Consider the following 21,062-nt stretch of genomic DNA (forward strand, 5'->3'; position numbering starts at 1 on the left):
TTGGCAGAAAGGAAGGGTGGCGATGCAGGAGATGGTTAAAGATTTTTTTGGACGCCCACTTCAAGATTTACGTATATCTGTCATTGATCGTTGCAATTTTAGATGTACATATTGTATGCCAGCGGAAATATTTGGGCCAGAATATGCTTTTTTGAAAGACGAGTTTTTACTAACTTTTGATGAAATTGAGCGTTTGGCAAAATTATTTGTTAGCATCGGTGTACGGAAAATTAGACTTACTGGCGGTGAGCCACTGCTTCGTAAAGATTTAACAAAACTTATTGCACGTCTTGTGAAAATTGATGGGCTAATAGATATAGGGTTAACGACAAATGCTATTCATTTAACGAAACAAGCGAAGGCATTAAAAGAAGCTGGATTACATAGAGTGAATGTTAGTTTAGATGCGATAGATGATGACATATTTAAGAATATTAATGGTCGAAATATTAATACGAAACCGGTAATTAAGGGAATTATAGCAGCTAAAGAGGCGGGCTTGGAAGTAAAGGTAAATATGGTTGTGAAAAAAGGGATGAACGATCATCAAGTACTACCGATGGCTGCGTATTTTAAAGAGCAAGGAATCACGCTTCGGTTTATTGAGTTTATGGATGTTGGTAGTACAAATGGGTGGAATTTTGATCAAGTCGTTACAAAACGAGAATTGATTGAGATGATTCATAAGGTGTATCCGCTTGAGCCAGCTGAAGCGCATTACTTTGGTGAAGTTGCGAAGCGATATCGGTACGTTGGAACAAATGTTGAAGTTGGTTTTATTACATCTGTTTCTGAGTCATTTTGTGTCTCTTGTACGAGGGCGAGAATTTCGGCAGATGGAAAGTTTTATACGTGCTTATTTGCGACAGAGGGTTTGGATGTAAGAGAACTTCTTAGAGGAAATCTTTCGGATGAGGAGTTATTAAGTGTTATACAAGATGTATGGATGAATAGAAAAGATAGGTATTCGGATGAACGAACAGAAGAAAGTGCAAAAAATCGTCCGAAAATCGAAATGTCTTATATAGGAGGATAAGAAAGGGGGCTATCGCATGCAGGAGCGATATTCAAGACAAATATTATTTTCTGGTGTTGGAGAAGAAGGGCAGAGAAAAATAAGAGAGAAGCATGTGCTTATTATTGGTGCTGGTGCTCTCGGTGCGGCAAATGCAGAAGCGATTGTTAGAGCGGGTGTTGGAAAAGTAACGATTGCTGATCGTGATTATGTAGAATGGAGTAATTTACAAAGACAACAACTATATACAGAAGAAGATGCAAAGCAGTATAAACCGAAGGCGGTAGCGGCAGCAGAGCATTTAAGAGCGATTAATTCTGAGGTGGAAATAACTCCGGTTGTGACAGATGTAACGGTGCAAGAAATGGAAGAATTAGTGAATGATGTAGATTTAATATTAGATGCGACAGATAATTTTGAAACGCGTCTTCTCATTAATGATATTTCACAAAAGTATAATATTCCGTGGATATATGGTGGGTGCGTTGGAAGCTATGGAGTAACGTATACAATTTTACCAGGGAAAACACCGTGTTTTCGCTGTTTAATGGAGCATCCGGCGAGCGGAGCAACATGTGACACAGCTGGTATTATACAACCGGCAGTACAATTAGTAGTTGCGCATCAAACTACGGAAGCGCTGAAAATATTAGTAGAAGACTACGGAGCGCTTCGTGAAACGATGTTATCATTTGATCTTTGGAATAATCAACAGATGGCATTTAAAGTGAATAGGCAGAAAAAAGATACTTGTTTATCTTGCGGAAGGTTACGTACATATCCGAGTTTAACATTTGAAGCACAAACGAAAACAGAAGTGTTATGTGGGCGAAATACAGTGCAAATTCGTCCAGGTGTGCGGAAGAATTTTAATTTGGAAGAAATTAAAAAGCGCTTACAAAGAAGCGTAGAGATAAAGGCGACACCTTATTTATTGTCGTTTCCGGTAGAAGAATATCGTTTTGTTTTATTTACAGATGGCAGAGCTTTCATTCATGGGACGAATGATATAAATGTAGCGAAAAGTTTATATGCAAGATATATAGGTTGAACCTAAAGGGAATCCTTTAGGTTCAACGGAGAAAGGATTATGAATTTCTCGTATAATCTCCACTTTTTCCGCCTGTTTTTTCAAGTAAGTACGTTTCGCCGATAATCATACCTTTATCGACAGCTTTACACATATCATACACAGTAAGAGCGGTAGCCGAAGCAGCTGTTAAAGCTTCCATTTCAACACCGGTGCTACCTTCTGTTTTAACTTTTACTTCAATGAGTAAACGATATTGTTCTTCTGATTGTTTCCAATCGAAAGAAACGTCAACACCTTTTAATAGTAAAGGATGGCACATTGGGATAATATCAGAAGTTCGTTTCGCAGCCATAATGCCTGCGATTTGCGCAACTGCTAATACGTCACCTTTCCCAATTTCATTGTGAGAGATTTTATCGTAAATTTCTTTCGTAACGACAATGCTAGAGCACGCAATTGCTGTTCGAACGGTTGCTTTTTTGTCACTTATATCAACCATCTTCGCGCGTCCTTGGTCATTAAAGTGTGTAAATGAAGACATGGAATTCCTCCTTGAAGTAATTTCTATTGAATATATAAAGTTTAATCGAGATAAAAAAAATTGCAAATATGAGGTGAGAAACGATGGTAGAAAAACGAATTCCAATTCAAGTTGCTGAGGCAGTAGAACGGGTAATGAAATATGCAAAGCATGGTGAAGTAGAAGAAATTTCTATTACGGAAAGTTACGGGAGAATTCTCGGGGAAGATGTTGTCTCAGATCATGACGTTCCTCATTTTGATCGTTCCCCTTACGATGGTTTCGCCATTCGAGCAGAAGATACGAAAGAAGCAACTCAAGAGAATCCAGTTGAATTTGAAGTAATAGGAGAAATCGGGGCAGGTTCTGTTTTTACAGAAGAAGTAGGATCTTTTCAGGTGGTTCGTATTATGACAGGAGCAGCTATTCCAAAAGATTGCAATGCAGTCGTAATGCTAGAGCTGACAGAAGGGTTTGAGAAGAACGGGAAAACATATATGAAGTTAAAACGCCCTTTTAATAACGGTGACAATGTGTCGTTTAAAGGAGAAGATATAAAACAAAATCAAGTTCTCGTTCAGAAAGGCGTTGCAATTAATCCAGGTGTTGCCGCCTTATTAGCAACGTTTGGATATAGCACTGTGAAAGTTGTAAAACAGCCTGTTGTCGGTATTGTAACGACAGGAAGTGAATTATTAGAAGTACATGAGCCGTTAGAACCGGGGAAAATTAGAAATAGTAACTCGTATATGATCGCAGCTCAAATTATGAAAGCTGGCGGGAAAGTTCGTTATTATGGTCAACTCGCGGATGAGTTAGATGCATGTTTTACAGCTGTTCAATCAGCGGTGGATGAGGTCGACATTTTAATTACAACAGGCGGTGTATCAGTAGGAGATTATGACTACTTACCAGCTATTTATGAAAGGTTACAGGCAAATGTACTCTTTAATAAGATAGCCATGAGGCCCGGAAGTGTAACGACAGTAGCTGAAGTTGATGGAAAGTTACTCTTTGGTTTATCAGGAAATCCGTCTGCTTGTTATGTAGGCTTTGAATTATTTGTGCATCCAATTATAAAAACGTATTTGTATGCGAAGGAACCTCACGTATATAGAGCGGATGCTATTTTACAAAAAGATTTTCCAAAGCCAAATCCATTTACTCGTTTCGTAAGAGCGAACGTAACAATTGTGGACGGGGCGTTACAAGCGATGCCAGTTGGTTTAGATAAATCGAGTGCGGTATCTTCACTTGCAGATGCGAATGCTTTTATCGTGTTACCTGGAGGAACGAGAGGATTTGAGACCGGAATGAAAGTATCCGTATTATTGTTAGAGCACTCTGAGGGATGTGATTGGCCATGGGCAAAGCCACTTCAATCTTACAAATAGTAGGATATCAAAATAGCGGGAAAACAACACTTGTTGAGAAAGTGGTGCATGCATTAGCTGAACGAAAAATGAAAGTTGCTACAATTAAACATCACGGGCACGGAGGCTTTCCAGAAGTAGCGCAAAAAGATAGCGAAAGACACCGTAAAGCTGGTGCTGTCGTAAGTAGTGTAGAAGGTGCTGGATTGCTTTCACTTTCTTCACTAAGAAAGAAATGGTCCTTGCAAGAAATTATTCGCTTATATGAGTTTTTTGAAGTGGATACAATTTTAATAGAAGGCTATAAAAAAGAGAATTACTCGAAAGTAGTGTTACTTCGTTCTGCGGAAGACATTGAGCTTTTACATAAAGTAGAAAATATTGTGGCGGTTATTACGTGGTATGATGTTCCGGCAAATATACGAGAAGAATATAAAGTATTTCATATAACAGAAGAAGAGTTGTACATAGACTGGTTTTTACAAACGGTTAGGAGTGCGAAATGATAAATACATATTATGAAGTAATTGATACAGAAATCTCAATTGAAGAAGTAACGAAGAAAGTAATTCGACGTGAATGCGGTGCTGTTACAACATTTATTGGAACGGTTAGAGAGTTTACGAAAGGGCGTCGTACATTATACTTAGAGTATGTTGCTTATAAGACGATGGCAGAAAAGATGCTAGAGAAAATTGGCTTGGAAGTGAAAGAGAAATGGCCAGGTACATATGTTGCGATTACACATCGCATCGGTACGTTGCAAATTTCTGATATAGCGGTTGTTGTTGCTGTTTCAACACCACACCGTAAAGCGGCTTATGAAGCGAACGAATATATTATGGAACGCATAAAACAAATTGTTCCGATTTGGAAAAAGGAGTTTTGGGAAGATGGTGACTCATGGATTGGTGATCAATTAGAAAAAACACCATATCCGGCGGGAGAGCCTGGGAAGGAGCTATAAGTATGATTAGAGTATTGTTATTTGCGCACTTGCAAGAAGAAGCAGGGACAAGTGAATTACAAATAGAGAAAGAAAATATTACGGTTGCACAGTTAAAAGATGTTGTTGCGAACGAATATAATGTACCAGTTTCAGAGCCAATTATGGTTGCGATTAATGAAGAATACGCAAATGAAGATGACAGGGTCCAATCTGGTGATGTTGTTGCACTAATTCCACCAGTGAGCGGTGGTTAATATTGGATTCATTAAAACGACTTTCCTACATAGGGAAAGTCGTTTTTTTATGGCAGTTTTGAGAACACTAATCTATAGAACAAGGAGGGAACTATGAAAAAAATATGTGTAGTTATCACAATGCTATGTGTGGCCTTTTTCTCTTCTCCAAGCGATTCTTTCGCGAAAGAATCAAGAGAACAGCTTTTAGAGAGTGCATTATCAAATAGGTACTATTCAGTTATTAGACAAGTGACAGAAGATCAATATGAATGTGCTTCAGTTATAGATATAAAGCGTCTCGGCAAGAAAGATGAATTTGTTCCTAGATACGAAGTGAAGCTACAATTTCTTACATTTCAAGGAGCGCATAATCCGCCGAACGATAAAGTTACGCTTACTTTGGAAGACCATTTAGATCACGTAAAGATAAAGAAAGTGGAGCGAGAAAAGAATGTTTCTGACGTTATTGCAGAAAAAGTTTGTGAACGGGAAAAAGAAAAAATAAAAGCTCACTCTAACGACTTAGAGTGATAATCTATGGCATTTAGTAAAGAAAGGTAATGAGTGATGGATATATTTTTAGCGATTTTACCAGCTATATTTTGGGGAAGTATTGTGCTATTTAACGTAAAACTGGGCGGGGGCCCGTATAGTCAAACGCTCGGAACAACGTTTGGAGCACTTATTTTCTCAATTGTTGTTTATATTTTTATGAAGCCAGTATTAACACCTACCGTTATCGGAGTTGGAGTTGTGTCAGGTTTATTTTGGGCGCTTGGTCAGGCAAATCAATTGAAAAGTATTGATTTAATGGGTGTTTCGAGGACGATGCCAATTTCAACAGGACTTCAATTAGTCGCGACGACTTTATTTGGCGTTATCGTATTTCATGAATGGTCCACGACAATATCGGTCGTCCTTGGGATTTTAGCGCTCGTTTGTATTATTATCGGTGTTATTTTAACATCGCTTCAAAGTGAAGAAGAAAAGAATGCAGAGCAAGCAGCAAACTTTAAAAGAGGTATCGTAATTTTATTAATTTCAACAGTCGGTTATTTAGTTTACGTAGTAGTAATTAGGTTATTTAACGTAGATGGCTGGTCGGCTTTGTTGCCACAAGCAGTTGGTATGGTGTTAGGTGGGATTTTGCTTACCTTTAAACATCATCCATTTAATAAATATGCAATTCGCAATATTATTCCAGGATTAATTTGGGCAGCTGGAAATATGTTTTTATTCATTTCACAGCCGCGTGTTGGAGTTGCAACAAGTTTCTCGCTATCGCAAATGGGAATTATTATTTCCACGCTTGGTGGGATCCTTATATTAGGTGAAAAGAAAACGAAACGTCAATTAACGGGTATCGTTGTCGGTATCGTTTTTATTATCGCAGCCGGAATTATGTTAGGTATAGCCAAAAGTTAAAGGAGGTATGGAAATGTATAGTGATTTAGCAGGGAAAGTTGTCGTTATTACAGGATCAGCAACTGGTCTCGGAAGAGCGATGGGAGTGAGGTTTGCTAAGGAAAAAGCGAAAGTGGTTATTAATTATCGCTCACGAGAATCAGAAGCGAATGATGTGTTAGAAGAAATTAAAAAGGTAGGCGGCGAAGTGATTGCTGTAAAAGGTGATGTAACCGTCGAATCAGATGTTGTGAATCTCATTCAATCTGCTGTGAAAGAGTTTGGTACGCTTGACGTTATGATTAATAATGCAGGGATAGAAAACGCGGTACCGTCGCATGAAATGCCGCTTGAAGATTGGAATAGGGTAATTAATACAAATTTAACAGGTGCTTTTTTAGGAAGTCGTGAAGCGATTAAATATTTTGTAGAACATGATATTAAAGGGTCTGTCATTAATATGTCTAGTGTTCATGAGAAAATTCCGTGGCCACTATTTGTGCACTATGCAGCAAGTAAGGGTGGCATTAAACTGATGACAGAAACGTTAGCGCTAGAATATGCGCCAAAAGGTATTCGAGTAAATAATATAGGACCAGGTGCAATTAATACGCCAATCAATGCAGAAAAGTTTGCTGATCCTAAAAAACGTGCTGACGTAGAAAGTATGATACCTATGGGCTATATTGGAAAACCTGAAGAAATCGCAGCAGTAGCAACTTGGCTTGCTTCATCAGAGGCGAGTTACGTAACGGGAATTACGCTATTTGCAGATGGTGGAATGACGTTATATCCATCGTTTCAAGCTGGGCGTGGGTAATATAAAAGGACGAAGAGATAAAACTCTTCGTCCTTTTTTTACAAAAAAAAATAGCGGCCAGCTATTTTAAATTTAGTGATTAATTGTATCTTGAAGAAATTCTGTTGCTTGATGTTCAGTAACATTTTGTACGAGCGCGACTTCGCTGATCATCATTTTTCGTGCATTATCTAGCATTTGTTTTTCGCTCGCATTTAATGTTCTCTCTTTATTACGGCGAAGTAAATCCCGAACCACTTCTGCGCTATCTTGTAAATTGCCATTTTTCATTTTTTCCATATTCATTGTATATCTTTGTTTCCATGAGAGTGATGGGTCTGACTCCCCGTTTTGAAATTCAAGAAGTATATCATCTAACGTACCTCGATCAACGATATAACGAATACCTGATTTTTTTAATTGATCCATCGGAAGCATTACTTGCATATCTTTACTAATGATGCGTATCACACAATATTGACGTGAAGTACCTAATATTTCTTTCTCTTCAATTGCTTCGATGATTCCTGCACCGTGCATTGGATAAACGATTTTATCACCAATTTGAAACAAATCATCCACCTCCATATGTGGTAACCACTTTTAATGATAGCATACGTATGTAAAAATGTCAAATTTTATATGATAACATAATATTTATATTCGAGTCAATAAGATAAAGTGCTTTTTTATGTTTTTTTTTGAACTTATTTATCCCGCATTAACGGGCAATAAGACCCCCACCTCAAAATTCAGCGAAAGCAAAGAAGTTAGGTGGGTGGTCGGGCTGATTAAAGTTTCACTTTATAGTGATTTTTTTAGAAAAATAGTACAGGTGAGAAAGAGGGCATATCCACTTATTTTTAAGCATAAAATGTAAAAGCGCTAATACAATATACCTAAATCCGTTCTTTGCAAAGGAGGGAGAGAAGGTGGGGCGCACAATAAAAATTGATATTACAAATAAAGTTGTAGCTAAATTTAGACCAAATTATTTGGAATTATATACGAGTAAATTTATGATAGGTAAGTTTTATGTCTATACTGAAGATAAAAAATATGTGTTAGAAGACGGATATATATATGAGAATGGAAAGTTTTATCGCATCATAGATACGCACCGTGGCAATAATCAAGCGGCGGAGGGCTGCGATCTAGGATGGTGTTAACATGATTCGTGTGAAAGTGTTTGATGAAAGTCACGAAAAAGACTTAGAAGACGCTGTGAATGTGTTTTTGAAAAAGATTGATGATAGCAACTTTGTAGATATTAAGTATCAAGTTGGTGTTTCCATTAACGACGATGAAAACCAAATTTATTGTTTTTCAGCAATGATCGTTTATAAAGCATAAAAAAGAGCTGGCTCACCCAGCTCTTTTTTATGTTTTATGTTGGGACAACATGTGTCGGTAATACGTTCATAATAGATTGGGGTGTGCCTAATTTCTTTGTCGTTAAAAGAGGCTCCCCTGTTTCATGATTTTGGGCATCTTTACACATACCAAGGTGATAACGATCACCTAAAAATGGATCAATATAAAAACCGTTTTTGAATACTTTATCATTCGGATGTTTTTCATGATGAATATCAGAACAGTTAATGCAATAGAACATAGCTTTCATCCCCTTTTTATTTTTGTTTGAAAAAAGTGAGTCGGTAGTCATTTCGCTCCTGAGGAAATGTTGAGGAGAAGAGAAATAACTACCTACTCAAATGGTGGGCATATTCCTTCTGATTTGTCATATCTCGCGTATTGTCCCTTGAGGGAAGGAGGAGAGACGAAGTACGCATGATATAAGTAAGGCGCTTCTTTCAATATGAATGATGGAGTTTCATGTCGAGAGAAGTTTTTATTTTGTATTGCCTTTGTGAGTATATTATGAGGGAATGCTAAGAGGGTGTTTGTCCTGTTGAAAAAATGTTGAGAATTTCTCAACAGTAAAAGAATTGGCGTTGACATGAAACTAAAAGGTGTTATATTATCAAAGTATAACCAAAAGGTGTTATGTTGTAACGCCGAGTAAAGGAGAATGAAAATGGAACAACAAAATACATTAAATGATATTAAACAAACAATCGTTTTTAACGCGTCTATTCAAAAGGTATGGAGTGTAGTATCAACTGCAGAAGGGATTGCGTCATGGTTTATGCCAAATGATTTTGTATTAGAGGTAGGACATGAATTTCATGTGCAATCACCATTTGGGCCATCACCATGTAAAGTGTTAGAAATTGATGAGCCAAACCATTTATCTTTCTCATGGGATACAGATGGCTGGGTTGTTTCATTTAATTTGAAAGACTTAGGAGATAACAAAACAGAATTTACGTTAATTCACGGCGGCTGGAAACATCCTGATGAAATTCTTCCGAAAGCAAATGCGAAGAGCTCTATTATTCGCGATAGAATGAGCGGTGGTTGGGTAGCAATTGTAAATGAAAAACTGAAAAAGGTTGTCGAAGGCTAAGTGTCCTCGTCAGCAGCGAAATATGATGTATTTCAAGCAATTGCTGATCCAACCCGCCGAGAAGTAATACGGTTATTAAGTGACAAAGAGTTACCGATTTCCAAAATAACGGATCATTTTCCGATGAGTCGTACTGCGGTTGTAAAGCACCTTCATATTCTTTCGGAAGCGAATTTAGTAAGTGGAAGAAAAAGCGGAAGAGAGAAGATATATCGTTTGCATCCAGAACCATTAGAAGAATTACAACAGTGGCTCTCATATTATGAACGTTTTTGGGATAATAAATTATCCATGCTGAAACATATTGTGGAGAATGAAGAATAAAAAAAGGATGACCAAAATGGTCATCCTTTTTATTGTTGCTCACTTGTTTGTGTAGCTGGCTTTAATAAAAGCCAACCGATAATTAATGTACATACTGCTAATACGAAAGTGCTCATATAAATAACGTGTACACTTGCAGCTAATGCGGATTGTGATTCAGTGGCTACACTTGCTGTAGTCCCGCCGTGTCCACCAGATACAAGATCAAGGTTTTTAATGCCGCGTGCATGAATCATCGTATTAAAGATTGTTCCAAAGATTGCAGCACCTAACGTTTGACTGAATGTATTAATAAATGTGTTTAAACCAACGGCTGTTCCGCGTGTATGAGCTGGTACGGCTGCTTGAATTGTTACCATGTAAATCGGTGTCACAAGCCCCATTCCTAAGCCGAATAATCCGACTGCTACATAAATAAGGAACGATGGTGAATTTGTTGATAGTGTAAATAATAAGAACGTAGCGACTGATAAAATGCTAGCTCCAAGTAAAATGATTTGTTTCGTTTTTAATTTGCCTACTAAGTTACCAGAGAAAATAGCGCCAAATGTCCACATAACAGGGATTGGCATTAAAATAAGTCCAGCTTCTGTAGCATTTTTCCCTAATACACCTTGGCTCCAAATTGGAAGGTACATTGTAATACTAATAATCATTGCGCCAGCAATAAGAGTTAATATATTTATCGTAGATAATGTACGGTTAGAGAAAAGTGCTAGCGGAATTAATGGTTCTGGAGATTTTTTCTCGATGAATAAGAAAATAATAAATGAAATCGCGGCAAAGATTAATAGGCCGATAATTGTCATGTCTCCCCAGTTTTGCTTACTGCTACCTGTTAATAATGCATATAGTAGAGCGATTGTACTTAATGAGAAGACTGTTGCACCAAGATAATCGATATGATGCTTAGCAGCTTTAATAGATTCTTTGTAGTAAATTGCAATCATTAAGCAAGCGATAATTCCGAATGGAACGTTTAGGAAGAAAATATAGCGCCAAGAAAGGGAATCAACTAAAAATCCACCTACTAACGGTCCGATAACACCGGATACACCCCAAACGGCACTCATCCAACCTTGTGCTTTCGCGCGGTCTTTCGCTTCGCTATATAAGTCTCCAATAATCGTCATTGTGATTGGCATAACAGCACCAGCACCGATACCTTGAAGCGCGCGGAAGAGGATTAATTGTTCCATCGATGTAACGACTCCGCAAAGTGCAGAACCGACTAAAAAGATTGTAGCTCCGATCAGTAAAACTTTTTTACGGCCAAATAAATCAGCGAGCTTTCCGTATATTGGAGTCGAAACAGCTGTTGCAAGCATATAAATTGCATATACCCAACTAACAAGTTCGACGCCTGACAAATCACTCGTTATACGAGGGATTGCTGTACTAACAATCGTTCCTTCTACCGCAGAAAGAAACGTCATTAACATTAAAGACATCATGACTTTTTTTCTCATTTGTTTTCCCCTTACCCTTTTTTAAATATTCAACAATATAAAATATAAAGGTACTAAGGTAAATAAAGCAACAAAAAAGCAATGGAAAGTTACATGGAGCAGATATTTGTCGTTTCTTGTCGGTAAGTCGATAAATTTGGGAAATCGCCGATATAAGTTGCAGAATCGCTGATAAATTTGGGAAATCGCCGATATAAGTTGCGGAATCGCTGATATATTTGTGGAATTGCTCATATAATTTCATGTACCTATAAAAAAAGAAACAGGAATCCCTGTTTCTTTTTTTAATACTGCATTTTCGCGTTTTCTCCAGCTGTCGTTCCGGCAATTCTACCAGTAACAAGGGCTGATGTAATATTATAGCCACCAGTATAACCGTGAATATCAAGAACTTCTCCGCAGAAATATAAGCCGTTCGTAAATTTAGAAGACATTTCTTTCGGGTTAATTTCTTTCACGGATACACCGCCGCCAGTAACGAATGCTTTTTCAATTGACTGCGTACCATTTACATTCACAGTAAACTCTTTAAAGTCTTTCACAAGTGCACGAATCTTTTCGTGAGAAACTTGTCCAGCTTGTTCGCTACCGTCAATTTCATTTTTTTCTAATAAGAATAGGAAGTAACGTTCAGGAACATAACCTTTTAAAACGTTTTTAATTCCTTTTTTCGGATCTTCTTTCATTTGTTTCAGCATGCGCTGGAATAGTTGCTCACTATTTTCCTCTGGCAATGCATCAATACTCATTTGTATTGTATTCGTTTTAAACTTTTTCAGTGCTTTCACGACGAATTGACTACAGCGAAGAGCAGCAGGACCAGATAGGCCAAAATGAGTGAAGAGCATGTCCATTTTGTGAGAAATGATAGCTTTTCCTTTCGGGTTTAATACACTTAAGTTTATATCACGTAAAGCAAGGCCTTGTAATGAGCGGTCACGTATAAACGGCTCGTTTGAAAGGATAGGTACTTCTGTTGGGAATAATTCTGTGATTGTATGACCCGCTTTTTCAGCCCAAGCATATCCGTCTCCAGTAGATCCAGTTTGAGGAACTGATTTTCCGCCAACAGCGATAACGACGTGATTTGTTTCTAACACTTCACCTGTTTGCAGTATAACTGCTTTCGTTTGACCATTTTCATATTCAATCGTTTCAACAGGCGTATTTGTACGAATTTTTACACCTAAGTCTTTTAATCGTGTTAAAAGTGCGTCTACAACAGATTGTGCTTTGTTTGACACAGGGAACATGCGACCGTGGTCTTCTTCTTTCAATTTAACACCAAGATTTTCGAAGAATGTAATAATATCTTCATTATTAAAAATAGAAAAAGCGCTGTATAAGAAGCGACCGTTTCCTGGTATATGTTTAACAATTTCATCAAGTGGTAGACGGTTCGTTACGTTACAGCGTCCGCCACCAGAAATTGCAAGTTTACGCCCAAGTTTATTTCCTTTATCAAGAAGTAAGACATTTGCGCCTTCTTCTGCAGCACCAATTGCAGCCATTAGCCCAGAAGGACCGCCGCCGATGACAATAACATCATAATGCATAATATATCGACCTCATTTTCTACATTTCCTGCCTAAAAGAATAGCATGTTTTCCCTTAAAAGAAAAATAGAGTGAAGTACTGCTTAATGAGAGAATTGTGGTACAATACAAAAGTTAGAGTTCAGCACTATCCTGCCATTTGTAGGCGATAAGACTAAAACCTCAAGATTTAGGAGAAGTAAATAGGGAGTCTGTTAGCCTGTAAATGCTCGAATGGTTCAACTAATAAGGAGTAGGAGAGAAGTCTCCAACTAATTATAGTTTCACTTTATGTAGATGTAGGAGGATTTTTGTATGTCCGATTCGAAATTTCTGCGCGGAACGCTTATTGTTACGCTAGGGACATTTTTAGTAAAGTTCTTAGGCATGATTTACGTCTTTCCGTTTCATGCATTAGTAGGAACAGAAGGCGGAACGCTCTATACATATGGATACATTCCATATACGATCTTTTTAAGTATCGCAACGGCAGGTGTGCCACTTGCTGTTTCAAAATTTGTTTCCAAATATAATGCGCTTGGCGATTATAAAACGAGCCGGAGAATGTTCCGCTCGGGAATGGTTATGATGATAGTAACAGGAGTTCTTTCGTTCCTAGTACTGTACATGACGGCGCCATTGTTTGCAGAAGCGATGCTTGGTAAACAAAGTATACACAATAATGTAGGAGAAGTTACGACGATCATTCGTCTTGTAAGTTTCGCACTTATTGTTGTACCAGCAGCGAGTTTAATTCGTGGTTATTTCCAAGGTCACCAGTCTATGGGACCAACTACCGTTTCACAAATTATTGAACAAATTATTCGTATCGTCTTTTTATTAGCGGGTAGTTTTATCGTTATTAAAGTACTTGGCGGTACAGTTGCAACAGCAGTTGGAGTAGCGACATTTGCTGCGTTCGTTTCAGCGGTTGGAGCACTCGGTGTGTTAATTTGGTACTGGTTAAAACGTAAAAAATATTTGGATCAATATTTAATTGAACAAACTGTACCAGAATCAACAGTAAGCACCGTTCAATTGTTTAAAGAGTTATTTGCATATGCGATTCCTTACGTTGTAATTGGGTTAACAATTCCTTTATATCAACAAATTGATACATTGACATTTAACTCAATTATGCAGGCGATTGGTCAAGGTGATATCGCAGAGCGAGCTCTCGGTATTTTCACAATGTGGACGCATAAGTTAATCATGATTCCTGTATCACTTGCAACAGCGTTTAGTTTAACTCTTGTACCAGCAATTACAAAATCATTTACTGAAAAACAATACCGCTATTTGAAATTACAAATTACACAAACATTCCAGGCGAATATGTTTTTAACATTGCCAGCAGTTGTCGGTATTTCTTCACTGGCATATCCAATTTATACTGCGTTTTACGATTCAGATCCACTAGGTGGACAAGTATTAATGTGGTATGCACCAGTTGCGTTGTTATTCGCTTTATTTACAGTAACAGCGGCAATCCTGCAAGGTATTAACCAGCAGAAGCATGCGATTATTGCGCTTATAATGGGCGTTATTTTGAAATTTGTATGTAACGTAATTTTTATTCGTTATTTCGGTACAGTAGGAGCAATTCTAGCGACAGCAGTTGGTTTCTTAGCTTCTGTTTGGTACACAAATCAACAAATTAAAAAATATGCACACTATTCATTCGGTGTTGTATATAAAAGAACATTCCAAATTGCAGTACTGACACTTATAATGGTCGTTGCTGTAAAACTATCACAATGGCTTCTATCCTTCATGATTTCGCCTGATGGCCGTATTGGTGCTCTTATAACAGTTGCGATTTGTGCAGGTATTGGCGGTCTTGTTTACGGATTGTTAGCAATTCGCACAGGAGTACTTGAAAGAGTATTTGGCGGAGAAGCATTAGATAAAATTCAACGTAAACTTGGTAGTAGATTTAAAATAAAGTTGAAATCAAGAGGGGCGTAATTACGTCCCCTTTTCTATGATAAATAAAGAAGGTGAAAAACGTGAGATTAGATAAATTATTAGCAAATATGGGATATGGAAGTAGAAAAGAAGTAAAGAAATTATTGAAAGACGGCGTTGTGAAAATTGATGGAACGCCAGTAAAAGATGCGAAAGTTCATGTAAATGTAGAAGAGCAAGAAGTTATGATTCACGGTGAAGTTGTGGAATACAAAGAATTTGTTTACTTAATGATGCATAAACCACAAGGTGTTATTTCAGCGACGGAAGATGATAATCATGAAACAGTAATAGATTTATTAGAATTAGAAGATGCAATCTTTGATCCGTTCCCAGTTGGACGACTTGATATCGATACGGAAGGTTTCTTATTGATAACAAATGATGGGAAGTTATCACATCAATTATTATCTCCGAAAAAGCATGTGCCGAAAAAATATTATGCACACGTTGCAGGAGTAGTAACAGAAGAGGTTGTAAAAGAGTTTGCTAAAGGTGTTATTTTAGATGATGGCTATGAAACAAAGCCAGGTGCACTTACAATATTGAAAAGCGATGACATTTCTGAAATTGAGCTTGTGATTACGGAAGGGAAATTCCATCAAGTGAAGCGTATGTTTGAAGCGGTAGGGAAAAAAGTAGTCTACTTAAAGAGAACAGAGATGGGTCCGTTAGTATTAGATGAAGAACTAGAACTTGGACAATACCGAGAGCTAACAGATGAAGAAGTAGAAATGTTAAAAACATATCAAGTAGATACTGAAAAGTAGTACCTTTATAGGCGCAGAAAAGACCCCTTTCTAATTATTAGAAAGGGGTATGTATTTATTTACATACAATTATTTTTCATTATGAGGTCATTCTCACTTTCTTTCCTGTTGTTGTCCACTTACCGCGGCAAGGGCTATACACGAGTTCATTAAACTGCAACACATTTAGATCACGTTGTATCGTTCGCGGTGTGATCCCGAACTCATCTACAAGGTCTTTCGTCGTTACCGTTCCGTTTTCATTGATGTACATATAAATTGATTTAATGCGTGTTAGCATACGAGTAGTTGTAGGTTTCAAGAGAAAACCACTCCTCTACTAGTTTTTTTGACCCCATTCAGGAAAGAAGGTCGTTACTACCATTGTACTCTACATGATAAAATTCATGCTTTAATCTACTTAAATTTTACAGAAATTTAACAAATATTCATATAGAAAAATATTGGTAGTTGACATTGTATATATGGTCAGTCAACTAACACATAAAATTCTACGTAAAACGCCAAATTCCTGCAAATTTTTTTGAAAAAATAAAAGAAAAACTAATGAGAAATATCTGAAATATTACAATTGTTCGGTATTTAGTTTTCGTGTATGGCATAAGAGATTTCGGTTTGTTATGATGAAAGAAACAATATAGTGAAGGATGGATGCGTGATGTCAGCAATTAATTGGACAGAAGAAGTTGCGAAACGAAAAGATGATTTAATTCGTGATACACAACAATTTTTACAAATTAAAAGTGTATGGGAAGAAGAATCGGCGAAAGAGGGCGCACCATTCGGTGAAGGTGTAGAAAAAGCTTTATCTTTCATGTTACATAAAGGAGAAACTGAAGGTTTTGCTTCTAAAAATTTAGAAGGATATGCAGGTCATCTTGAAATGGGACAAGGAGAAGAGTTAGTAGGCATTCTTTGTCACGTTGATGTTGTACCAGAAGGAGATGGCTGGACGACTCCTGCATATAGTGCGGATATTCGCGATGGAAAGATTTTTGCACGTGGTGCAATTGACGATAAAGGCCCAACGATGGCAGCATATTATGCGATGAAAATTGTGAAAGAATTAGGCTTACCTCTTTCAAAACGTGTTCGTATGATTATAGGAACAGATGAGGAAAGTAATTGGAAATGTGTAGATCACTACTTTAAAAATGAAGAAATGCCAACAATCGGTTTTGCACCAGATGCAGACTTTCCAATTATTAATGCAGAAAAAGGAATTTCTGATATACAAGTTGTGCAAAATGGTAGTGAAGAGAAAAAAGGTACATATGAACTTGTTTCATTTGATTCAGGGCGCCGTTTAAATATGGTTCCTGATTTTGCAGAAGCGGTTATTACAGGAGAAGATGTAAATGCACTTACAGTAGCATATGAAGAATATTTACAAAATGCTAAAAAAATAGGGAAATCGACTATAGAAGGAAATGCAGTGACGTTGCAAATAGAAGGAATTTCAGCGCACGGATCTACTCCTGAAAAAGGAGAAAATGCAGGTTTATTATTAGCAAACTTCTTAACTACAGTTTCACTTAATGGAAAAGCAACTGCATTTGCGACATTTGCAACAGAAACATTTACTGGTGATATTTTTGGTGAAAAAGCTACTATTGCTTATAAAGATGAAATTAGCGGTCCGTTAACAGTGAATGTCGGTCGCATTTCTTATACGAAAGAAAACGGTGGTAACTTAGGGCTAAACGTACGTTACCCAGTTACAACTAACTTTGAAGAAACAATTGTGAAGTTGAAAGAATATGTTGGTACGCATGGTTTTGAAGTGGCCGACTATTCTAATTCTCGCCCACATCACGTCGATAAAGATCACGTATTAATCCGTACGTTACAACGTGTGTATGAAGAACAAACAGGTGAAAAAGCAGAACTATTAGCAATCGGCGGCGGTACTTATGCTCGTTCATTAAAAGCTGGTGTGGCATTTGGCCCGCTATTCCCTGGAAAAGAAGAACTTGCACATCAAAAAGATGAGTATATCGAAATTGAAGACTTATTAAAAGCAACAGCAATTTACGCGCAAGCAATTCATGAATTAGCGAAGTAATGGATATATAAATAATGTCCGCTCTCTATTTTGGAGAGCGGCTTCTTTTTACCTGAATGAGATAAGAAAGAAAAGCAACAATAGAAAGAAGGAGAAGATGTACATGGAACTGCATTATTTTGTCGCAATTACGTTACCGAATCATATAAAAGAAATGCTGTATAACTATAAAAAGGACATGCAAGAGGAATTACAATTTCGTTCATGGGTACATAAAGAAGACTATCATATTACCCTTTCATTTTTAGGGAGTGCAACGGAGGAACAATTAGAGGGAATAAAAAATGGATTACAAACAGTTGCAGAAACAAAAGAACTATCGTTCACGTTACAAGGTTTTTCAACGTTTGGTAGGGAAGATCAGCCCCGTATTTTTTGGGCGAAGGTAAGTGAGAATCACGATTTGTTTCAGTTGCAAAAGCAAGTACATGCCATTTGTGAAGAAAATGGATTTTCTCTAGAAATACGCCCGTATCACCCGCATATTACCGTTGCTCGTAAATGGATAGGAGAAGAAAAGTTTCGTTTAGAAAGTATAAAAGAAGTGCCTGAAATATCATTTCAAGCAGATACAATTACTTTATACGAATCCCACGTGAAAGAAACCCCGAAGTATAAATCGATTGCTGAAATAAAATTACAAAAATAGAATGTTGAAAACGTTTTTTATGCAGGTGAATATACTATAGAGAAGAATGGAGTTACTGTATAGAGTCTTGTTGATAAGAAAAGCCTTATCATTTGCAGCTCATTTTATCTCGCCTAATTGGTGAAGGCTAATAATAAGTGAGGATGGAAAAATTTTCTCGCTCATTAAAGTTTCACTTTATTTTAACTTTGAGAATGATGGTGATTTTTTTATGTTGAAAGTAAAACGTCCATTTGATGCCTATTTAGATGAAATGAATAAAATTACAATTTTGCTCCCACATGCGTATGGAACAAGTCGGACATTTCGTTTGCAAGAAGGAAGTAATGTGAAAGATTTACCGATTGCTCATACTATTGCGCTTCCAGATGCAACGAAGTATGAGTGCTTTATAGAAGAGCCGCTAGATGTGGGGAAGTATTATACAGTACGAGATGAACGGAATGAAGAAACTGATTTACAAATAGGTGCTGTTATTCGAACAAAAATTTTCGATGAAAAGTATTATTACAAAGGTACAGATTTAGGTGCTGTGTATCAAAAACAAGAAACGACATTTAAAGTATGGGCCCCAACTGCAAGGCTTGCGAAAGTAAGAATTTATAAGAGCGATAAAGAATATACCGATCATGAAATGTACAGGGGAGAAAACGGAGTTTGGATTCAAACATTACAAGGTGATTTAGACGGAGCACGCTATACATTTCTTGTTTGTATTAATTTAATATGGAACGAAGCGGTGGATCCTTACGCAAAGTCAGTGACTGTAAATGGAAAGTATGGCATTGTTATCGATTTAGAAAAGACGACTGTAACGAAACGAGAGCAATTACCACCATTACAAGCAATGACAGATGCCATATTGTATGAATTGCATATTCGTGATGCTACTATTCATCCGAACAGTGGAGTGAGTAAAAAAGGGACGTATAAAGGGCTAATGGAAGAAGGAACAACAGGACAAAATGGGACATTGACAGGTTTGTCTCATATAAAAGATTTAGGCGTTACGCATGTTGAATTATTGCCTTTATATTGTTTCGGTGGTGTGGATGAGGCGAATCCTTCTTCTGCCTATAATTGGGGGTACAATCCATTATATTACAATGCACCAACAGGATATTATGCTACAAACCCCTCTGATTCGTATAACAGGATAGTTGAGTGCAAACAACTAATTGAAACATTTCATGAACAAGGTATTAGGGTGATTATAGATGTTGTATATAATCATGTTTATGAAAGAGAGCTATCATCATTTGAGAAGCTTGTTCCAGGATACTATTTTCGTCATGGTGAAGATGGTATGCCTTCTAATGGGACGGGAGTCGGAAATGATATAGCATCTGAACGGAAAATGATGAGGAAATTCATTGTAGAGTCTATTTTATATTGGCTTACTGAATACAATGTCGATGGATTCCGATTCGATTTAATGGGAATTTTAGATGTTGATACAATGAATATGATAGAGAAAGAAGTGCGAAACATAAAACGAGATGCTTTGTTATTAGGAGAAGGATGGGATTTACAAACACCGCTTCCTCTTGAGGAAAAAGCAACGTTAAATAATGCGAAGAAAATGCCACATATCGCGCAGTTTAATGATCAATTTCGTGATGGGATAAAAGGGAGTACATTTCATATAAATAAGCGTGGTTTTGCATTTGGTGGGCATGTAGACTGTAATCATTTGCAGTATATTGCAGCAGGAAGTCTTTTAAGTATGAAAGAAACAGGGCTGTTTTTAGAGCCGGCGCAAAGCATTAACTATGTAGAATGTCATGATAATATGACGATGTGGGATAAACTAGTGCGCAGTAATGAGGAATCAGAAACGATTTTGAAAAAACGTCACCTATTAGCGAGCGCAATGGTTATTCTTTCACAAGGCATTCCTTTCTTACACGCAGGACAAGAGTTTTATCGTACGAAGAAAGGAAATGAAAATAGTTATAATGCAAATGATGAGATCAATCAATTAGATTGGGATCAAAAAGAGAAAGAGATAGAGACCGTTAACTATATAAAAGGTTTAATTGCGATTCGTAAAGAGCATGGGGCATTCCGATTACAAAATGCAGACCTTATAAAAAAACATATGACTTTTTTACAAACATCTACAGAAGTACTTGCATATCACCTAGAGCATGCAGAATCGTTTGGGCCGTGGAAAGAGATTATCGTCTTATTTAATAGCGGTTTAGAAGCTAAAACTGTGCAACTTCCGAAAGAAGCAACGTGGCATGTGTTAGTAAACGAAAACGAAGCGAAAATAGAGCCAATTTCTTCATTTAGAGGAAAGGAACTTAGGCTCGCTCCAATTAGCACGTATATATTGACGATAATGTGACAAATCGCTACTTGACGATGAGAATGTAATAAATGTAGAATTGACAAAGGTGACGATTTTGATAAGTTGTCATTCTATGACAGGTTTTGTAAAATAAAATAGAGGATTTTTGGCTTAGGCTAATTTTTCT

Annotated in this window: 24 protein-coding genes; 18 read left to right on the forward strand and 6 right to left on the reverse strand. The window is 37.2% G+C overall.

Annotation, left to right across the window (positions count from 1 at the left end):
* The first annotated feature begins 22 nt into the window (after nucleotides 1–22).
* Together moaA and B9A45_RS05645 are read left to right on the forward strand one after the other, a co-directional pair.
* Nucleotides 23–1,036 (forward strand): GTP 3',8-cyclase MoaA, encoded by a 1,014-nt coding sequence (moaA, locus tag B9A45_RS05640; RefSeq protein WP_001157117.1) that lies wholly within the window; start codon nucleotides 23–25, stop codon nucleotides 1,034–1,036.
* 16 nt (nucleotides 1,037–1,052) lie between these two features.
* Nucleotides 1,053–2,066 carry a molybdopterin-synthase adenylyltransferase MoeB gene (locus B9A45_RS05645; RefSeq protein WP_001158106.1) on the forward strand — a complete coding sequence of 338 codons (1,014 nt, stop codon included), beginning with the start codon at nucleotides 1,053–1,055 and terminating at the stop codon, nucleotides 2,064–2,066.
* A gap of 37 nt (nucleotides 2,067–2,103) precedes the next feature.
* Here the strand turns inward: B9A45_RS05645 and moaC are convergent, their stop codons facing one another.
* The gene (gene moaC, locus B9A45_RS05650) at nucleotides 2,104–2,589 is read right to left on the reverse strand and encodes a cyclic pyranopterin monophosphate synthase MoaC (protein ID WP_000094146.1); all 486 of its coding nucleotides are present in this window, start codon (nucleotides 2,587–2,589) and stop codon (nucleotides 2,104–2,106) included.
* A gap of 83 nt (nucleotides 2,590–2,672) precedes the next feature.
* On the opposite strand from moaC, the gene moeA reads away from it, so the two are divergent.
* The 7 genes from moeA (at nucleotide 2,673) to B9A45_RS05685 (ending at nucleotide 7,350) form a co-directional block, all read left to right on the forward strand.
* Entirely contained in the window at nucleotides 2,673–3,962 is a 1,290-nt protein-coding gene (gene moeA, locus B9A45_RS05655) for a molybdopterin molybdotransferase MoeA (RefSeq protein WP_000229696.1), read from the forward strand.
* Entirely contained in the window at nucleotides 3,926–4,447 is a 522-nt protein-coding gene (gene mobB, locus B9A45_RS05660; protein ID WP_002101454.1) for a molybdopterin-guanine dinucleotide biosynthesis protein B, read from the forward strand. The genes moeA and mobB overlap by 37 nt, the downstream gene beginning before the upstream one ends.
* On the forward strand, nucleotides 4,444–4,908 hold the full coding sequence (gene moaE / locus B9A45_RS05665) for a molybdopterin synthase catalytic subunit MoaE (protein ID WP_000611226.1): 465 nt from the start codon (nucleotides 4,444–4,446) through the stop codon (nucleotides 4,906–4,908). The genes mobB and moaE overlap by 4 nt, the downstream gene beginning before the upstream one ends.
* Nucleotides 4,909–4,910: 2 nt before the next feature.
* The gene (gene moaD, locus B9A45_RS05670) at nucleotides 4,911–5,144 is read left to right on the forward strand and encodes a molybdopterin converting factor subunit 1 (RefSeq protein ID WP_000621778.1); all 234 of its coding nucleotides are present in this window, start codon (nucleotides 4,911–4,913) and stop codon (nucleotides 5,142–5,144) included.
* Nucleotides 5,145–5,237: 93 nt separating this feature from the next.
* Entirely contained in the window at nucleotides 5,238–5,657 is a 420-nt protein-coding gene (locus B9A45_RS05675; RefSeq protein WP_000717679.1) for a DUF3888 domain-containing protein, read from the forward strand.
* Nucleotides 5,658–5,693: 36 nt separating this feature from the next.
* Complete coding sequence (gene glcU, locus B9A45_RS05680) at nucleotides 5,694–6,551, forward strand: glucose uptake protein GlcU (RefSeq protein ID WP_000350861.1); 858 nt, start codon at nucleotides 5,694–5,696, stop codon at nucleotides 6,549–6,551.
* A gap of 13 nt (nucleotides 6,552–6,564) precedes the next feature.
* On the forward strand, nucleotides 6,565–7,350 hold the full coding sequence (locus tag B9A45_RS05685; protein ID WP_084063921.1) for a glucose 1-dehydrogenase: 786 nt from the start codon (nucleotides 6,565–6,567) through the stop codon (nucleotides 7,348–7,350).
* 72 nt (nucleotides 7,351–7,422) lie between these two features.
* Here B9A45_RS05685 and B9A45_RS05690 read toward each other — a convergent pair whose 3' ends face one another.
* Nucleotides 7,423–7,917 (reverse strand): CarD family transcriptional regulator, encoded by a 495-nt coding sequence (locus tag B9A45_RS05690; protein ID WP_000451444.1) that lies wholly within the window; start codon nucleotides 7,915–7,917, stop codon nucleotides 7,423–7,425.
* Nucleotides 7,918–8,261: 344 nt separating this feature from the next.
* Here B9A45_RS05690 and B9A45_RS05700 point away from each other — a divergent pair, with 344 nt between their 5' ends.
* Both B9A45_RS05700 and B9A45_RS05705 read left to right on the forward strand, forming a co-directional pair.
* Nucleotides 8,262–8,498, forward strand: coding sequence for a DUF2553 family protein (locus tag B9A45_RS05700; protein ID WP_000533804.1), 237 nt, complete (start codon nucleotides 8,262–8,264; stop codon nucleotides 8,496–8,498).
* A gap of 1 nt (nucleotide 8,499) precedes the next feature.
* The gene (locus tag B9A45_RS05705) at nucleotides 8,500–8,682 is read left to right on the forward strand and encodes a sporulation protein Cse60 (RefSeq protein WP_000621751.1); all 183 of its coding nucleotides are present in this window, start codon (nucleotides 8,500–8,502) and stop codon (nucleotides 8,680–8,682) included.
* Between the two features lie 34 nt (nucleotides 8,683–8,716).
* Here the strand turns inward: B9A45_RS05705 and B9A45_RS05710 are convergent, their stop codons facing one another.
* Nucleotides 8,717–8,944 (reverse strand): DUF3973 domain-containing protein, encoded by a 228-nt coding sequence (locus B9A45_RS05710; protein ID WP_000498988.1) that lies wholly within the window; start codon nucleotides 8,942–8,944, stop codon nucleotides 8,717–8,719.
* Between the two features lie 423 nt (nucleotides 8,945–9,367).
* Between B9A45_RS05710 and B9A45_RS05720 the strand changes: the two genes are divergently transcribed.
* The gene (locus tag B9A45_RS05720) at nucleotides 9,368–9,799 is read left to right on the forward strand and encodes an SRPBCC family protein (RefSeq protein WP_000437769.1); all 432 of its coding nucleotides are present in this window, start codon (nucleotides 9,368–9,370) and stop codon (nucleotides 9,797–9,799) included.
* Nucleotides 9,800–10,123, forward strand: a complete 324-nt coding sequence (locus B9A45_RS05725; protein WP_000098837.1) for an ArsR/SmtB family transcription factor — start codon at nucleotides 9,800–9,802, stop codon at nucleotides 10,121–10,123. It abuts the gene before it with no gap.
* A 29-nt stretch (nucleotides 10,124–10,152) separates the two neighbouring features.
* Here the strand turns inward: B9A45_RS05725 and B9A45_RS05730 are convergent, their stop codons facing one another.
* Both B9A45_RS05730 and B9A45_RS05740 read right to left on the reverse strand, forming a co-directional pair.
* Nucleotides 10,153–11,592: an MDR family MFS transporter gene (locus tag B9A45_RS05730; RefSeq protein WP_084063922.1), complete on the reverse strand. Its 1,440-nt coding sequence runs from the start codon at nucleotides 11,590–11,592 to the stop codon at nucleotides 10,153–10,155.
* Nucleotides 11,593–11,876: 284 nt separating this feature from the next.
* Complete coding sequence (locus B9A45_RS05740; RefSeq protein ID WP_000558859.1) at nucleotides 11,877–13,148, reverse strand: BaiN/RdsA family NAD(P)/FAD-dependent oxidoreductase; 1,272 nt, start codon at nucleotides 13,146–13,148, stop codon at nucleotides 11,877–11,879.
* 294 nt (nucleotides 13,149–13,442) lie between these two features.
* On the opposite strand from B9A45_RS05740, the gene B9A45_RS05745 reads away from it, so the two are divergent.
* Together B9A45_RS05745 and B9A45_RS05750 are read left to right on the forward strand one after the other, a co-directional pair.
* A complete protein-coding gene (locus tag B9A45_RS05745; RefSeq protein WP_001284029.1) occupies nucleotides 13,443–15,095 on the forward strand; it encodes a putative polysaccharide biosynthesis protein in 1,653 nt (550 codons plus the stop codon).
* 41 nt (nucleotides 15,096–15,136) lie between these two features.
* Nucleotides 15,137–15,865 (forward strand): pseudouridine synthase, encoded by a 729-nt coding sequence (locus B9A45_RS05750; protein WP_084063923.1) that lies wholly within the window; start codon nucleotides 15,137–15,139, stop codon nucleotides 15,863–15,865.
* Nucleotides 15,866–15,944: 79 nt separating this feature from the next.
* Here the strand turns inward: B9A45_RS05750 and B9A45_RS05755 are convergent, their stop codons facing one another.
* Nucleotides 15,945–16,166, reverse strand: a complete 222-nt coding sequence (locus B9A45_RS05755; protein WP_000805512.1) for a DeoR family transcriptional regulator — start codon at nucleotides 16,164–16,166, stop codon at nucleotides 15,945–15,947.
* Between the two features lie 357 nt (nucleotides 16,167–16,523).
* On the opposite strand from B9A45_RS05755, the gene pepV reads away from it, so the two are divergent.
* From pepV to pulA, 3 genes are all read left to right on the forward strand, one after another.
* Nucleotides 16,524–17,930 (forward strand): dipeptidase PepV, encoded by a 1,407-nt coding sequence (pepV, locus tag B9A45_RS05760; protein WP_001274250.1) that lies wholly within the window; start codon nucleotides 16,524–16,526, stop codon nucleotides 17,928–17,930.
* A gap of 103 nt (nucleotides 17,931–18,033) precedes the next feature.
* Nucleotides 18,034–18,579 (forward strand): RNA 2',3'-cyclic phosphodiesterase, encoded by a 546-nt coding sequence (thpR, locus tag B9A45_RS05765; RefSeq protein ID WP_000418996.1) that lies wholly within the window; start codon nucleotides 18,034–18,036, stop codon nucleotides 18,577–18,579.
* A gap of 211 nt (nucleotides 18,580–18,790) precedes the next feature.
* On the forward strand, nucleotides 18,791–20,932 hold the full coding sequence (gene pulA / locus B9A45_RS05775; RefSeq protein WP_016110808.1) for a type I pullulanase: 2,142 nt from the start codon (nucleotides 18,791–18,793) through the stop codon (nucleotides 20,930–20,932).
* Nucleotides 20,933–21,062: the final 130 nt, after the last annotated feature.

It is taken from the genome of Bacillus sp. JKS001846, assembly GCF_900176455.1.
Classification (GTDB): Bacteria; Bacillota; Bacilli; order Bacillales; family Bacillaceae_G; genus Bacillus_A; species Bacillus_A cereus.